The organism is Brevundimonas sp. EAKA (assembly GCF_000698025.1).
Classification (GTDB): Bacteria; Pseudomonadota; Alphaproteobacteria; order Caulobacterales; family Caulobacteraceae; genus Brevundimonas; species Brevundimonas mediterranea_A.
Map to the genome: position 1 here is coordinate 19,560 of NZ_JMQR01000006.1, position 15,503 is coordinate 35,062.

The 15,503-nt window shown below is 57.0% G+C and carries 12 protein-coding genes; 4 read left to right on the forward strand and 8 right to left on the reverse strand.

The features are described 5' to 3' along the window. Positions 1-11 precede the first annotated feature (11 nt). From rfbB to rfbA, 3 genes are read left to right on the forward strand one after another with little or no spacing between them, the layout of a single operon-like run. On the forward strand, positions 12-1,067 hold the full coding sequence (rfbB, locus tag ER13_RS01870) for a dTDP-glucose 4,6-dehydratase (protein ID WP_035305836.1): 1,056 nt from the start codon (positions 12-14) through the stop codon (positions 1,065-1,067). Beyond that, a complete protein-coding gene (gene rfbD / locus ER13_RS01875) occupies positions 1,060-1,962 on the forward strand; it encodes a dTDP-4-dehydrorhamnose reductase (RefSeq protein ID WP_035305838.1) in 903 nt (300 codons plus the stop codon). The genes rfbB and rfbD overlap by 8 nt, the downstream gene beginning before the upstream one ends. Beyond that, positions 1,959-2,828: a glucose-1-phosphate thymidylyltransferase RfbA gene (rfbA, locus tag ER13_RS01880; protein ID WP_035305840.1), complete on the forward strand. Its 870-nt coding sequence runs from the start codon at positions 1,959-1,961 to the stop codon at positions 2,826-2,828. The genes rfbD and rfbA overlap by 4 nt, the downstream gene beginning before the upstream one ends. Before the next feature lie 99 nt (positions 2,829-2,927). Here the strand turns inward: rfbA and ER13_RS01885 are convergent, their stop codons facing one another. From ER13_RS01885 to ER13_RS01900, 4 genes are read right to left on the reverse strand one after another with little or no spacing between them, the layout of a single operon-like run. Continuing rightward, the gene (locus tag ER13_RS01885) at positions 2,928-3,554 is read right to left on the reverse strand and encodes an SIS domain-containing protein (protein WP_035305843.1); all 627 of its coding nucleotides are present in this window, start codon (positions 3,552-3,554) and stop codon (positions 2,928-2,930) included. Positions 3,555-3,564: 10 nt separating this feature from the next. Next, the gene (locus ER13_RS01890; protein WP_035305844.1) at positions 3,565-4,548 is read right to left on the reverse strand and encodes a GHMP kinase; all 984 of its coding nucleotides are present in this window, start codon (positions 4,546-4,548) and stop codon (positions 3,565-3,567) included. After that, positions 4,545-5,876: an HAD-IIIA family hydrolase gene (locus ER13_RS17825; RefSeq protein ID WP_081836081.1), complete on the reverse strand. Its 1,332-nt coding sequence runs from the start codon at positions 5,874-5,876 to the stop codon at positions 4,545-4,547. Before ER13_RS17825 ends, ER13_RS01890 begins: the two co-directional genes overlap by 4 nt. Beyond that, the gene (locus tag ER13_RS01900) at positions 5,876-6,832 is read right to left on the reverse strand and encodes an SDR family NAD(P)-dependent oxidoreductase (protein ID WP_035305848.1); all 957 of its coding nucleotides are present in this window, start codon (positions 6,830-6,832) and stop codon (positions 5,876-5,878) included. Before ER13_RS01900 ends, ER13_RS17825 begins: the two co-directional genes overlap by 1 nt. 240 nt (positions 6,833-7,072) lie before the next feature. Here ER13_RS01900 and ER13_RS17830 point away from each other — a divergent pair, with 240 nt between their 5' ends. Further along, on the forward strand, positions 7,073-11,368 hold the full coding sequence (locus ER13_RS17830) for a glycosyltransferase (protein ID WP_081836082.1): 4,296 nt from the start codon (positions 7,073-7,075) through the stop codon (positions 11,366-11,368). Positions 11,369-11,635: 267 nt separating this feature from the next. On the opposite strand, the gene ER13_RS01910 is transcribed toward ER13_RS17830, so the two are convergent. The 4 genes from ER13_RS01910 to ER13_RS01925 are packed head-to-tail and all read right to left on the reverse strand — an operon-like array spanning position 11,636 to position 15,088. Then, positions 11,636-12,481, reverse strand: a complete 846-nt coding sequence (locus ER13_RS01910) for a hypothetical protein (protein WP_035305851.1) — start codon at positions 12,479-12,481, stop codon at positions 11,636-11,638. Continuing rightward, positions 12,481-13,161, reverse strand: coding sequence for an ABC transporter ATP-binding protein (locus ER13_RS01915; RefSeq protein WP_231492448.1), 681 nt, complete (start codon positions 13,159-13,161; stop codon positions 12,481-12,483). Before ER13_RS01915 ends, ER13_RS01910 begins: the two co-directional genes overlap by 1 nt. Next, complete coding sequence (locus ER13_RS17835) at positions 13,158-14,321, reverse strand: chain-length determining protein (RefSeq protein ID WP_197019697.1); 1,164 nt, start codon at positions 14,319-14,321, stop codon at positions 13,158-13,160. The genes ER13_RS01915 and ER13_RS17835 overlap by 4 nt, the downstream gene beginning before the upstream one ends. A gap of 23 nt (positions 14,322-14,344) precedes the next feature. Further along, positions 14,345-15,088 (reverse strand): ABC transporter permease, encoded by a 744-nt coding sequence (locus tag ER13_RS01925; RefSeq protein ID WP_197019698.1) that lies wholly within the window; start codon positions 15,086-15,088, stop codon positions 14,345-14,347. Positions 15,089-15,503: the final 415 nt, after the last annotated feature.

Below are 15,503 nucleotides of genomic sequence, written 5' to 3' on the forward strand. Positions count from 1 at the left end.
AGAGACCCCTAATGCGTATCCTGGTCACCGGCGGCGCCGGTTTTATCGGTTCGGCTTTGGTTCGGCGGCTTATCGAACACACGGATCACGAGGTCCTGGTGTTCGACAAGCTAACCTATGCAGGGGTGTTGAGTTCGTTGGAGCCTGTGGAGTCCAGCAACCGATACGCCTTCGTCCAAGCCGACATCTGCGACGCCGACGCCGTTTCAAAAGCATTGCACGAGTTCAAGCCGGACGTGGTCGCCCACCTGGCGGCGGAGAGTCACGTGGACCGTTCGATCGACGGGCCGGGTGAGTTCATCCAGACCAATATGGTCGGCACCTTCGTCATGCTGAACCAGGCGCTGGGCTACTGGCGCGGGATGGACGAGGACGCCAAGGCGGCCTTCCGCTTCCATCATATCTCGACCGACGAGGTGTTCGGCTCGCTGGGCGAGGACGGTTTCTTCACCGAGACCACCCCCTATGACCCCCGCTCGCCCTATTCGGCGTCCAAGGCCGGGTCGGACCATCTGGTGCGCGCCTGGGGCCACACCTACGGTCTGCCGGTGCTGGTGACCAACTGCTCCAACAACTACGGCCCTTATCACTTCCCCGAGAAGCTGATCCCGCTGATCATCATCCGCGCCCTGAACGGCGAGCCCTTGCCAGTCTATGGCGACGGCTCGAACGTGCGCGACTGGCTGTTCGTCGACGACCACGCCCGTGCGCTCCAGGCTGTGTTCGAGGCCGGCACGCCGGGCGAGACCTATAATGTCGGGGGCAATGCCGAAAGGAAGAACATCGAGGTGGTCACCATCATCTGCTCGATCCTGGATCGGCTGCGGCCCAAGGCCGACGGCAAATACGCCGATCAGATCACCTATGTGACCGACCGTCCGGGCCATGACCAGCGCTACGCCATCGACGCCTCCAAGATCCGCTCCGATCTGGACTGGACCCCCTCAGTGACCTTCGAACAGGGCATCGAACAGACGGTGGCCTGGTATCTGGAGAACCAGTCCTGGTGGCAGGACATCCTCGACGCCCGCTATTCGACCCAGCGTCTGGGTGTCGCCAATGGCTGATCCGATTCACATCCTGATCACGGGCGGGGCCGGTCAGGTGGGACTGGAGCTCCTGGCCGCCGCCTGGCCCGAAGAGGTTGTGCTGCACGCGCCGACGCGGGCGGAACTGGACTTGGGCGACGCCGCCTCGGTCCACGCCGCCTTCGCCGCTACTCCCTTCGCCGCCGTAGTCAACTCGGGCGCCCATACGGCGGTAGACAAGGCCGAGACCGAGGTCGCCGCCGCCTTCGCCGCCAACGCCATGGGGCCGGCGGTTCTGGCCGACGCCACGCGCGAGGCTGGGATCCCGCTGATCCAGGTCTCGACCGACTATGTGTTCGACGGGTCCAAGGAGGGTCTCTACGTCGAGACCGATCCGGTCGGGCCGCTAGGCGTCTATGGCGCCTCCAAACTGGCGGGCGAACTGGCGGTGCAGGCCGGCAATCCGCGCTCGGTCGTGCTGAGGACGGCCTGGGTGCTCAGCGTGCACCGCGCCAACTTCCTCAAGACCATGCTCCGCTTGGCCGCCGACCGCCCGGCCCTGCGGGTGGTGGGCGATCAGCACGGTTGCCCGACCTCGGCGCGCGACATCGCCCAAACACTCAAGACCATCACCCTCAAGATGATCGTCGATGCTGAGGCTCCGACCGGCGTCTATCAGTTCGTCAACGCCGGCGAGACCACCTGGGCCGGGCTGGCGAGCGAAATCTTCGCCCTCAGCGCCGCCGCCGGCGGCTCGTCCGCTACGGTCGAGGCCATCCCCGCGTCCGACTACCCGACCCCGACCAGGCGCCCGTCGAACTCGCGCCTGTCCACCGCCAAACTGACCCGTGACTACGGCATCGCGCCCCGCCCCTGGCAGGCCGCCGTCGCCGAGATCGTCACCGAACTGCACGCCGAAAGGACCCACCCATGAAGGGCATCATCCTGGCCGGAGGATCGGGCACCCGCCTGCATCCGATGACCCTGGTCACATCGAAACAGCTGATGCCGGTCTACGACAAGCCGATGATCTATTATCCGCTGTCGACCCTGATGCTGGCCGGCATCCGCGAGGTGCTGATCATCTCCACCCCGCGCGACGTGCCGAGCTTCCAGGCCCTGCTGGGCGACGGTTCGCAGTGGGGCATGGAGATCCAGTACGCGGTCCAGCCCAGCCCCGACGGCTTGGCCCAGGCCTATGTCATCGGCGCGGACTTCGTCGGCGACAATCCATCGGCCCTGATCCTGGGAGACAACATATATTATGGCCACGGCATCACCGATCTTTTCACGAACGCCATGGGTCGGCCAGACGGAGCGACGGTATTCGCGTACCACGTAAACGATCCTGAGCGTTACGGCGTGGTCGAGTTTGACGACCGTTTCCGCGCGCTGTCTATTGAGGAGAAGCCCGAAGCGCCGAAGTCGCACTGGGCCGTCACTGGTCTATATTTCTACGACAGCGATGTGGTCGAGATTGCCCGCGATCTGAAGCCGTCGGCGCGCGGCGAACTTGAGATCACCGACGTTAACCGCATCTATCTGGAGCAGGACAAACTATCCGTCGAGATTATGGGTCGCGGCTACGCTTGGCTGGATACCGGCACACCCGACAGCCTGCTGGATGCTGCTGAGTTTGTCCGCGTCTTGGAAAAGCGCCAGGGCTTCAAGATCGCCTGCCCGGAAGAGGTCGCTTTCGAGAAAGGCTTCATTGACGCCTCCAAGCTGGAAGTGCTCGCGGCCAAACTTGGAAAAAGCACCTATGGTGCTTACCTGCGAGAAATCATAAGCCGCCGTTGACTTCGCTGGTCGCAGAGAGGGCAGCACCAAGCGAGCTAAAAATCAGTAGTCTGCCCTAGATTGACGGGGTCTTCGGTATCGACGACCCCGTCAATCTAATCAGAACTTCAACGAACCGAGAAGCTCAGGCTGGTCCATATTCGACTGACGCATGTATTGCGCCAGAATGTGCATCAATGACTGATGCGTATCTTCGACAATCCCGTAGTTCTCGGCCTTCACATAGAGCGAGACGTCGGCAAGCTCAGACGCCGCCCCTCCAGAAAATCCGGTCATGGCGATTGTTTTCATGCCCATTTCACGTGCGGTTTTAAGCGCCGATATTATGTTCGGAGATGCTCCTGAAGAGCTTATGGCGACCAAGACATCACCACTAGAAGCCAGCGACTCGAGTTGGAACGAAAACATTTGCTCAACGCCGATGTCGTTGACGATCGCGGTGACCAACTCCACCGTGGCCGACAAACTGTGAACTTTGGGCCGCAGGGATGTATTGGACCGAACGCCTTTCAGACAGTCGCAAACCAGGTGGTTCGAAATCGCCGCCGATCCTCCATTACCGCACGAGAAGATCGTTCGCCCTGCTTTGGCTCCATCGACGAGCAGTTGACCGGCGGCGGTAACAGCCCCAGCATCGACTGTCTTATAAGCGTCTGCGAGCAACTCAAAGTAGCGCGTAGCGTAGGCGCCGCCGGTATCGTGCACTCGATCAGGAAAATATGTCATCGGAAACCTCTCAGTTCGGATTGTAGAACAAAATACGAGAACCCATCGGTTCGAACTTGAAGTCGACTTGGCGCAGGCCTACGGCGCGAGCAATGGCCTGATGCCGTTCGGGATCCGCATAAAACATCATGAAGCCTCCCGCGCCCGCGCCTAGAAGTTTTCCGCCCAGGGCTCCAGCGTTGATGGCTGCATCATACCAGCCGTCTATCGCAGTATTGCTGATGTCGGCAGTAAGCGAGCGTTTTAGCATCCAGTTTTCGTGCAGAATCTCACCAAAAGATGTGACGTTTCCGTTGGCCATCTCGTCGCGAGCGACGTACGCGAGCTCCACCATCCGCCGCAAGGCGTCCTGCTTGGCGGTACTGGAGCCCGAGACGGCGGTTTGTTCCTTGAGTATATGAGAGGCGCTTCTGGTCACGCCTGTATAAAAGGTGATCACCCCGTCCTGCATGCGCTGCTTTGTTTCGGCAGGCATAATGACAGGGGACACCTTGACGGTATCGTCCGTGTTGAACTCGATCAGATTAAAACCGCCATAAGCGGCAGCATACTGATCCTGCTTTCCTATAGGTTCTCCGCAGCGTTCGATTTCGACCTCGCAACTGCGCTCGGACATTTCCTGCGCCGACATGTAGCGCCCTTGGTAAGCTGAGGCGGCCTGAATCAATCCGACGGTAAAGGAGCTGGAAGAACCCAGCCCCGTCCCTCGTGACGGAATGTCCGCAGTCGTGGTGATTTCGACGCCACCCTTAAGATCCAACATCTCGAACGTGGCCTTCACCAAGCGATGTTCTACTTGATCAAGGGAATTAACTTCCTCGGTTTTGGAATAAGCGAGGCGGATCCCCCCATCAAACTTTCGGTTGATAGAGACATAAACATACTTGTCGATCGCGGTGCTGAGAACAGCTCCGCCATATTTTCTGTAGAAGGACGAAATATCGCTACCTCCACCTACGAAACTCATTCGCAGCGGTGTACGACTGATAATCATGTGCTGGAGCCTTGCGTGATATCGAGTTTCATCGCCGATGCGCAGATCAGGCGAGCGGCGGCAAGCAAGTTGGCAGCGCGATGCGATGGCTGCACTGCCCACTTGTTATCGAGACCGCCTGTACCGGTCTCGACCAGAACCGTCTGCAAATTCATACGGCGACCGGCTTCAATGTCGCTTGTGCTGTCGCCTACCATCCAGGATGCAGCGAAATCGATTTTCATCGCGGTCGCCGCTTGTTCGAACAACCCCGTAGCCGGCTTTCGGCACTCACACGGCCCCTTTAGGGCGGCCACCTCTCCGCTGAAACCCGCGTCAGGATGGTGAGGGCAGAGATAAAGAGCGTCGATATAGGCGCCGCCTGCGCCCAAAAGACTTTCCATTCGCGCGTGAATCCGCTGTACCGCGTCAAAATCCGCTTCGCCGCGAGCGATGACAGGCTGGTTGGTGACCACAACGACGCGGAATTCGGCATCATTTAGCATTCGGATCGCTTCTACGGCTCCGGGTATCAGTTCGAAGTCATCCGGCGTCCGAACGTAGTCTCGCTGGACATTGATCACGCCGTCACGATCTAGGAATACGACGCGCTGCATTGCAGTAAGTCGCGCGCGTTCGACAACGCCGGAGGCAAGATGACGCTCTACCTTGTCCAATCGTTTGGGCGTGCCCAGATCTTTTATATATTCAAAACTCGAATAGCCCCGAATCCGGGCACCTTGAGCGAGCATGCGCGGAAATAAATCCTTTGCGAAGTCCAGAGGCGTTGGGGATTCCCTCCACGGCTCTAGCGCTGATCTTTCGCAGATATAGAACGCCGCGTTGACAAGATTGCGTAAGTCCGCTTCCGGCGGATGCGGGTAGCTGTGAAAAGCCGTGACCCAACCGTCTCCGTCAATCTCAACCAAGTCGGAATCGGCGGGATGGTCATTTGGATGCAGAAGAAGGCTGATATCAGCATTGCTTGCTTCATGTTCCGCCATCATCGCTGCGATATCGATGTCGAAAAGGGTGTCGCCATAGACCACCAAAAAGCGGCCTTCCAGCGCTTCAAGACACGCCAACACTGCACCAGCAGTGCCGCGGGGAGCGCCGTCGTCGATCAGCTTGGCCCGCGGAACGGGGGGGCGAGCCGCGAAAAAAGCTTCGATCTGATCTGCCGCGTGGTTCACCAGAACAACGACGTTGTCTATCCCTTGTCCGGCCAAAGCATCAAGTTGACGTTCCAGTAGCGGCACGCCCAGGACGTCGATCAACGGCTTCGGTCGGCCATGCAGCCTTTCCGCAAGGCGCGTCCCCTTGCCGCCAGCTAGAATAATCGCCTGCATCAGCGTCCCATTTCCTGCGCCACGATCTCAGCGACCGCACGCTGAACGGCCTCTTGCGATGATAGCGAAGGCTCCCACCCTGTGTTGATGAGCCGGTCTACGGAGTAACGAAAACGAGGGACGTCGCCGACCCACCCGCGGCTTTCTTCCCCGAAGATGATGGATGCGCTAGGCGAAGCGACATCTCTGACCGTTTCGGCGATCATGCGGACGGTCACGCCGTCATCGGTCGGTCCTATGTTAAACAGCTGATAACGCCCTGGGATTTCCGCGATATGCCGCATAGCTCGGACGAGATCGTCGACATGCAGATAGGCTTTCTGCTGCGTCCCGTTGCCGAGAACCTGAAGTTCCTCAGGCGTGTTTCTAAGCTTGTGCACAAAATCGAGAATTACGCCGTGCGTGGCCGGAACGCCGATGACGTTGGGAAAGCGGAAGATATCTGCTCGCGATAAGAAAGCTTCCACCGCCGCCCGGATCTGAGCTTCAGATGCCAGTTTCATCGCGCCATAGTTTGAGATAGGGAGAAGCGGGCCAATGTCCTCGTGAATCATGGTTTCGCCGAAGTCGCCGTAGATCGCGGAACTGGATGCGAAATGAAGGTTGGGAATCTCACGCGCCTTCATGACCTCAAGAATCGCGAATGTGGTCATGAATGTTTGATGAAGGTCGATACGCGGGTCGGCGATACCTGCGGGAATGTCGGAGTTTGCGGCCATGTGCCAGACGTCGGTGATGCCTTCGGCTTCGCCGATCGCCGCATCGAGCGCGTCTCTATCGGCGCAATCCGCCTGTCGAAAATCGAAGTTGGGATTGTTGGTCAGGTGGTGGATCGTTTCGATACGGCCTCGCGAGAGGTCATCGATGGCTAGAACCCTGTGACCGTCCTTGAGCAGGGACGTCGCCAGATTGGCCCCAATAAACCCGGCGCCGCCGCTAATTAAATGATGTGTCATTGAGGCAATCCAGATCCAAGCTTCGCGCCCGATCAGATGCACCTGCTCGTAGTGAGCGCGTGGCGATGCAGGGGCGATAGCGCAATAGCGGGATTGTATGTTGATTCCAATGCGTGAAGCGCCGCAAGGCAACGCTTTTTAACCTACCCAAGCTTATGCTAGCGGGCTATGCGGACCTGTAGTGTCTAGATTGCACGATAGTGCTCGCGCTCTGAGAAGCCTTTCCTGGTGGGATTTTTAATGACTCACGATCTCGACGGCGTGCGGCGGTCGGCCATGCCCCACGCCCTGCTCTCTCTTTTAAAACGAGCGGAGACAGCGCGTCCGCAAAATACGGCGGCGTTCCAGCTGATGGAGGCTGTTTTGGCTGGCCGCGAAGCTCTTCCGTCTCAGGTTCTGGCGGTTGAGTGCGTTCGCCGCACCAGTCAGATCGCGGACGAGGTGCGCCAGCAGCTGGAGGGTTCGACTGCGCCGGTCTCCGCCAAGGGCAAGACGGTGAAATCAAGTCGTGCCCGTAAAGCCGGGACAGTGCGTTTGCCGACTCACGCTGAGCTTGAACGACTTCAAGTCGATGGGCTTTTCATGGAGGGATATTATCGTCTGCATGCGGGCGTCGATCCGGAAACGGATGCGTGGCAGCATTTTCTTGAATCGGAAGGCTTCGGCGCGGACCCGCATCCCTTATTAAACACGAGCCACGCGCGTTTGATTGGCGCTGTCGCTGCGGATCGGACCGTGGCGCAACTGTTTGCTGTCGATGGTGCGGCCGCCAGCGCCGCAGCTCATCCGCTATTCGACCCGGGTCACTACATATCGACCAACGGAATTACGCTGAACCCCGGAGAAACCGCTCTTGGCCATTATGTTTCTCACGGTCGCCACGAGGGCTTGTCAACTCACCCGCTGATTGATCTGACCTGGATCGACGCCACATTCCCCCAACGGGATAGTCGTTTCGATTTGGTGGAGTATATCGTAAACCCCAGTTTGTTCGGTTATAGTCCGACGCCGCTGTTCGACAATGCCTACTATCTGGGCTGGAACGGCGACGTAGCCGAAGCCGGTGTGAATGCTTTCATTCATTATGTGCTCCACGGGCACACAGAAAACAGAAAACCAAACAAATGGTTCGGCGACGCTTGGTATCGCAACCGAAATAGAACGGCGTCCCAGGGACTGGCGGGGCTCGTAGATTATGCCGAACGTGGTCGTAGCCAGTCACATCAACCGCACCCCTTATTCGATCCAGCATTCTATCTTCAGATCTATCAGGATGTAGCCGCCGCGGGGATCGATCCGTACATACACTTTGTCGCACACGGCGCGGCCGAGGGGCGCACGCCTGGTTTTATTGCGCATGCAGTGATCGAACTCGGCGGAGACTTGATCGACCGTCCATTACTTTCTGACGCACTATTAGGCTTGGCGAACCCGTTTGACGTGATCAAGCCTGAACAGCTGATCACTAAAGTCGGCGAGGACCGCCGGGAATCACGCCGTTTGGCGCTCTGGAGGGCGGCCCGCCCCCTTCGTGTCATCAGAAAACGGCTGCGAAGCTTGGGAGTCTCAGCGAAACGCGCGCAAAATCTGCAACAGTTTTCCGGCATTTTGTCGACAGTCGATGACAGCGTTGCGCCATACTTGGTCAAGAAAGATATTTTCGAGATCTGGCAAAGCAATAATCGACTTACGGATGTCGCTCGCCTCGATTTGGCACGCCGTCTTGCTGTATCCAAGCAAGACATAAAGTTCTCTATCGTAACCCCTGTTTACAAGACGCCGCCACAGCACCTTCGCGATATGGTATCATCTGTTGTCGGACAAATTTACAACAATTGGGAACTCTGCTTGATCGATGACGCTAGTCCAGATGAATGGACGTGGCCGTTGTTGCAAGACTTGGCCGCGCAGGACGAGCGCATCCGCATTCATAAGCAGCCTAAGAACGGGGGCATCAGTTCCGCTTCCAATGCTGGCCTAGCTTTGGCAGACGGCGATTTCATCGTTCTGCTCGATCATGACGACCTCTTGACACCAGATGCATTGGCCGAAGTAGCCATTTATCTGAGCGAGAATCCTGATACTGATGTCGTCTATTCCGACGATGACAAAATCGACGATAACGGCCGCCGTTTTGCACCACAATTCAAACCTGACTGGTCGCCTGTTCTTCTGCTTTCCTACATGTATCTCAGCCACCTATCCGTGTTCCGTCGCAGCATGTTGGATCAAGTTGAAGGCTTTCGGTCTGATTTCGACGGCGCGCAAGACTACGACTTCTTCTTGAGGATAACCGAAAAGGCGCGAGCCGTCGGCCATATTCCGCGCATCCTTTATCACTGGAGAGCAGCGGAGGGGTCTACCGCCACTTCAGGAGATGCCAAGCCCGAAAGTTTCGAACGTGGTCAAAAGGCCGTTCAGGAGGCTTTGGATCGACGAGGAATCGCAGCCGAAGCCTATTGGCCCGATTGGGCGAAACGCGCCAAGGTCGGCATGTTCGGTATCAGGTTCCCCGATGATGGTCCTTCTGTCACTATCGTGATCCCAACATACAATCAGGTCGGACTGCTGCGTGACTGCGTCGAATCTCTCTCGATGACAACCTACCAAAATTTCGATGTCCTCATCGTGGACAACGGAAGCAACGATCCTGATGCTCGATCTTATTTGAAACAACTGAATACATACGCCGGGCACAAAGTTCTTCGGATTCCCCAATTTTCTACCGGCTTCAGTTTTGCCCGTCTTCTTAACGAGGCTGTTCCCGCTGCTAAAGGAGAGTATGTCCTTCTTCTAAACAACGACACAAAGGTCATCAATCCAGAATGGCTAAGCCAGATGGTTGGCTATGCCCGGATGAACGGGGTCGGTTCTGTCGGCGCAAAATTGTATTTTGGAGACCATACGATCCAGCACGCCGGCATCGTCAAAGGCTATAATGATGGCCTCGTTGGTCACGCTTTCCGTAACGCAGCTGCTCATGACTGGGGATACATGGGATTTGCGCGCACCCCTCGTGAATACTCTGCCGTAACCGCAGCTTGTGTCCTTACGCCCAAGGAACTTTTCCTATCCATCGGCGGTTACGATGAAGAAAATTTCGCGGTCGCGTACAACGACGTGGACTACGGGTTCCGTTTGGTTGATCGTGGATACACGAACATTTACTGTTCTGATGCGGAACTTTTCCACTTTGAAGGCAAGACACGTCCAAAGCGCGATAACCCCAGAGAGGTGGTTGCTTTACGGACGATCTATGGTGATTGGCGCGAACGCTGGTACAATCCAAATCTGACTTTGGAGCATGAGGATTTTTCTTTGTGTTCCCGGCGAAGTGGGCGTCTTGGACAGCAGCCCATTCGAGTCGCCTTTGTTTGTCATAGTTTGAATCGCGAGGGCGCGCCAAACACCCTCCTCGATCTGGTCGTTGGCCTGAAGCGCTCACGCCTCGTCGATCCTATCGTTCTTTCTCCTGGAGAAGGCGCGCTCAAGGCGGCCTATGCCGAGGCTGGCGTCGAGGTCGTCAAGTTAGATTTGCCTTCTCCAAAAGCTGAAGTTGAAGACTATAAATCTGCCATTCGAAGCATCGCCGATGCGCTGATCGCGGCGAACGTGTCAGTTGTAGTTGCTAATACGCTGACCATGTACCAGTCTATCAACGCGGCATCTCTCGCCGGTATCGCAAGCATCTGGTGCCAACATGAGAGCGAACCTTGGGACACCTACTATAATGCACTTTCGGAAGGGCAGAGAGCCTTCGCCTATGCTGCATTCGGTCAAGCCTATCGGGTAACCTACGTGGCTGAATCCACACGGCGAGGCTGGGATCCTGTCCGGACCAGACACAATGCCCAAGTAATTCGCCACGGAATTCGCGAAGACCGGATGGAACAAGAAATCGGTCGATGGAGCGCGGCGGCTGCAAGGAAGAAGCTCGGCGTGCGCGGAGGCGAACTGGTTGTCGTCGTCGCAGGAACAGTTTGCGCGCGTAAGGGCCAGGTAGACCTTGTTCAGGCGGTGGCGCAGTTGCCGAACAGTTTAACGGACACGGTTCGAGTTTTCATCGCCGGGGCTCCGGGAGAGCCCGAGTATGTTGCGGAGCTAGAACGCGCCGTCGCCCAACTTTCGCCTGCTGCGGCCGAGCGGTTAACGGTGGAGGGCGCGGTCGACGACATGACAGTTTATTTCGCCGCTGCGGACATCTACGTTTGCACATCACGAGTCGAAAGCGCGCCTCGCGTGCTAGTGGAGGCCATGGCGCACGGACTACCGATCGTCACTACGGACGTTTTCGGGATTCCCGAAATGGTTGATGAGAACGTCAATGCGCTCTTTTACAAACCTGCAGACGTCGCGACCTTGGCTCGCCATTTGACGACTCTTCTGACAAACAAGTCAGTACGAACCGCATTTGGCTTGGCCAGCCCTTACGTTCTGCGCAGCCGCCCGGGTTACGCAGAGATGGTCCAGGGATACGCCGAGATCATAGCGGAAGCCGCAATGTTAAGTGACGTGTCCGGGCGGGCCGAAACTTGAGGGTGCGCCTCATCGGCGCGAGACGACCAGCTCCAATCCGGGTCGCTGGTCGTCACCTTGCGGCATTGATTAAGTCATGACCGCAGATCGGGCTCGTCGAAAGTTCGGCGAAGTGCTCTGAGCATGGGCTAAACGGCTGCGCGGCGATGTTGGGCTCTCCGCATGCCGCGCATCGTCAGACGACAGCATTTTGGCGGGGAGACATCGACAAGCGGGAGAGCCACCCGGGCTTCGGCAGACGTCAAATTAGAGCTTCTGGCATGGTTTCTACCCATCAACGGGGGTCAAGACCAAGTCTCCAAATGTTAATTCCCCGTCCAACTTGGGAACTATCAGCATTGTCTTCATATTCGCAAGGACATGCTCGTCTAAACGCCCTGTGAGAGAAATTTCATATGTTCCGGAAGCTTTAAGAGTTTGCTCAATTTCGGCGTCCCCCCATTCAAATCGAAGAACGGTTGGTCCATGCGTGTCCAGTAGGATCTGAAAGTCGATGCGCCAGAGTCCTCGGGGCAAGGATATGTGAGGCCCTTGCGTCAGTATCCTTCGGCGCCCCGCAAGAGTTACGAGGACGCCATTGTTGATGTCTTTAACGGCATTCGACTCGCTGTAATCCAAGCAGCTGGAGGTCCAATTTATTGGATGGGGCGGCGGCGGAATGGATTTGTAGAGGCTGAGCAAGCCGCCGGCGTCAGCGGGCTGAACAAAGGAAGGCTCCGGATTGCTGATCCACCCGAGATCGGAAATCTGAATATTGGCGTCGTAAAGCGTGCTTACAGTCGCGCCAGACAACGCCAAGTCGGTTGCGAAGAGATAGCGATTTGAAGCATGGATCGGGGCTTCGTCGGCGGTGGCGCCAAAACGATCGATCAAGGCCCTGATCGCATCTTCGGGACCGCAGGTCTGAACAAGCCACTCAGCGTCCTCGCTCATCTCGTCGGGGCGACTCCAGACGATTACGACACAATCGAAGTCTGGATCGACATCCAATTTCGCGCTGCCCCAATGCTCGTAATAGCGCCAGCCATGGGCATAGCAGTGTTGCGCGATACTGTGGCGCCAGGCTTCATCATTGGGACCCGGCACCTGAAGTATATTGATGCGGCGCGCCATCAAGCCGCTCGAAGCCAAGTGTAGACATCTATGCCTTCTTCGATGTCGTCGAAGAGTTTGGCGCGGCCACCTTCAACAATAATGGCGCGGGTGCAGTGCGCAGCAATGATATTCATATCGTGGGAGGCCATCATGAACGCTCTGCCGGCGCGACGTTCGAACAACTCTTCCTGGCATTTGCGTTGAAAACGCGCATCGCCGACGGACACCAGTTCGTCGATCAAATAGCATTCGAACTCGATCGCCAAAGATAGACCAAACGCTAGGCGAGCGCGCATGCCGCTAGAATAGTGCTTGATCGGCTGCTGCATGGCGCGACCGAGTTCAGCGAAATTCTCGACGCGGTCAAATACGTCGTTGAAGTGCATTCCGTAGATGCGGGTGATGAAGCGTATGTTGTCGATGCCCGTCAGACTGCCCTGAAAGCCGCCCCCGAAGCCGATCGGCCACGACGGCTTCATGTTCCATTGAATGGAGCCTTCCGTTTGAGGCAGAACCCCGCCGAGAATCTTAATCAGCGTCGACTTTCCCTGACCATTTCGTCCAAGCACCGCCAAGCGTCCTCCCTTGCCAAGTTCGAACGACAGGTCGCTGAAAACCTCGTGGCCGTGAGTGCCTTTGAATGACTTGCTAAGATTTCGAACGAGCAAGCCAGGTTCGGAGACGCCGGAAGCCGTCACGATTGACGGCTCTCGCGAAGTCCTGCTGCGATCAGCCAGCCAGTGCCATACACCGTCAAAGCTATGGCCAGCACGGCCAAGATAGACAGCCATCGTTTTGGCTCTATCGGTTCATCGGGCCGGGAGGGATTTACGATGCGTTCGAGATAAAGTTTCTGGCGGCGGCTATCGAGGCGAGCCGCTTCGAGTGCTTGTGTTGCAGCCAGCAACGCCCGTTGAGAAAATTCTCGCTCGGTAGCCAACTGCTCATATTGGCTTATCTTGGGAACGAGCGAATCTGCGCCACCGGCTATAGCGCCACGGGCTTGTTGGACCTGATCTTCATAGGCGCGTATCCGACCGTCTATGATCGAGAGTTGAGGGCTGAGCGGCGCCTCGGCGGCGATCTGACTACGCTCGGCTTTCAGATTTGCGATCGTTAGGAGGAGCTGACTGACAAGTTCACCGCCTGCCGTAGCGGTCGATTCAGGATCGATAAAACGCTCTGCATTGCGAAAATCTGCAAGCTCAGCTTGCGCTCTTGCGACGCGAGCCTGCGCCTCAACGACGGTGCGTTCGCCTTCGGCCACCGCATCTCCTTCAGCGCGGAGGTTCAGGCGGTTAACAAGAGACTCTCCGCCGGCCAGCAAGGCCTCAGATACGATCTGCGCGTCTCGGGGACGAAACGCCTGAACCCGAAGAGTACTGATGCCTGTGGTCGAATCATATCCGACAGAAATATAGCGCCGAGTTCCTTTGAAAAGCGATTCGAACGAGGGGCGAGCGAAAACAGCAGGAACACGCGACAGCGGATCCGCCCGGCCGGGCCCGTAGATTTCTTCTACTGGAACAGCGCCCATCACCTGACGAAGGCCGTCGCGGGAATTTATGTAGGCGTGCACGGCGAATGCATCTGTTTGACCGCCAGGGATGCCGACGCCCTGCAGAGCGACGCCCAAGGACGACGGTTGTCGTTCTGCGGCGGAACGCACGACAAACTTAGCCTCCGCAACGTAACGTGGCGTCGCGATCAGCAGGAAGTAGAAGCTCGCGGCAAGCACAGGCGCTACGACGACGATCAGGAAGGATATTGGGATCCGACGAAGGAATGTCGCCGCAGTGCCTCTTGGCGTCGCCGCCTTGTTAAGCGGCGCGATGAGCTTGATATGCGAGTCTGACATGTCGGATTCGATTTCCGCAAAAGCTATTCGATTTCAAGCTTGTTTTGGCTGCGTGCCAAAAGAGCCAAGCCTAGGAGGCACAAGCCTGCACTCCAGGCCGCCATATACCAGGCGTGATAGAAAGTTGGTACGCTATCGCCGAAGACACCGTCACGAACCATTTCGATAGCATTTGGAATCGGCAGCAAAAGGTACAGATCCCGATAGCCGCTGGGGAGCCAGCTGGCCATGATGAAAGCGCCGGACAGAGGGATCATGAGATACATGAAAACGGGGACGATCCGCTCCATAACATCAAACTCCATTGCCAACCCAGCAAAAACTAACGCCAGCCCAGTAGAAAACCAGGCCAGTAGAAGCCATCCACAATAAAGCGTCACTATGCTGTCAGGAAATTCAACAGACCCCATAACGAAGAGGAGCGTATAGACTACTATAAATGCTACGCTTGCCCCCGCAAATTCCATAATTGATCGAGATAAATATATATGAAGTATCCTAACTTGCCGATGATACAGCAATCCTACGTTCGCTTGCACGGCGTTCACGCTGTAAGATACTGTGTGCCTAAGCAGGAGAAGGCACATATACCCCGTCATGATAAAGGGAGCCACCCGCACGCCGTGCTCATACTCTGGCTTCATTAACGTCCATAGGGTCAGAACCCCCAGACAAAACATTAGGGGTTCGCCGATCAGCCAAAGGAACCCTAATCCTTCTCGGCCATATCGAGTGACAATTTCGCGCATCATTAACGCATATGTCACGCGAAAATTCTTGCTCAGCGAGGTCGCAAACGTTCGCATTGTGAAGGGTCGACTCCGATCATCTCACAGGCGTATTGCACCCTCCACCTTCGAGAAGGCAACCCTTTGTGGGAAACAGGGGCTTAGTGATGACGCAGCCTGAAATGACAAACGCAGGTCGGCGGCGTCCGCTGAAACGCTTACCTGGGGCTTGGACCCAACTGAGTTGATTTGGGTTTTGCGATTCAAGCGTTAGAGGAGGCTTGAATCATGGCCGATCATTTCAGGTGGTCGGAGGCGCTGTGGCTGGTGATTTAGCCGCATATTCCCAAGCTCAACACCGGCAAGCGGCGGACAGATGATCGGCAGCTCATCACCGGCACGTGCATCGGCTTGGTGAGGGGTGTCGCTGGCGGGCTCTTCTGGAGATGTATTG

Bases quoted from the DNA above. Each gene is read 5' to 3' on its own strand.
- rfbB (WP_035305836.1), top strand. From the start codon at position 12: ATGCGTATCCTGGTCACCGGCGGCGCCGGTTTTATCGGTTCGGCTTTG.
- rfbD (WP_035305838.1), top strand. From the start codon at position 1,060: ATGGCTGATCCGATTCACATCCTGATCACGGGCGGGGCCGGTCAGGTG.
- rfbA (WP_035305840.1), top strand. From the start codon at position 1,959: ATGAAGGGCATCATCCTGGCCGGAGGATCGGGCACCCGCCTGCATCCG.
- ER13_RS01885 (WP_035305843.1), bottom strand. From the start codon at position 3,554: ATGACATATTTTCCTGATCGAGTGCACGATACCGGCGGCGCCTACGCT.
- ER13_RS01890 (WP_035305844.1), bottom strand. From the start codon at position 4,548: ATGATTATCAGTCGTACACCGCTGCGAATGAGTTTCGTAGGTGGAGGT.
- ER13_RS17825 (WP_081836081.1), bottom strand. From the start codon at position 5,876: ATGCAGGCGATTATTCTAGCTGGCGGCAAGGGGACGCGCCTTGCGGAA.
- ER13_RS01900 (WP_035305848.1), bottom strand. From the start codon at position 6,832: ATGACACATCATTTAATTAGCGGCGGCGCCGGGTTTATTGGGGCCAAT.
- ER13_RS17830 (WP_081836082.1), top strand. From the start codon at position 7,073: ATGACTCACGATCTCGACGGCGTGCGGCGGTCGGCCATGCCCCACGCC.
- ER13_RS01910 (WP_035305851.1), bottom strand. From the start codon at position 12,481: ATGGCGCGCCGCATCAATATACTTCAGGTGCCGGGTCCCAATGATGAA.
- ER13_RS17835 (WP_197019697.1), bottom strand. From the start codon at position 14,321: ATGTCAGACTCGCATATCAAGCTCATCGCGCCGCTTAACAAGGCGGCG.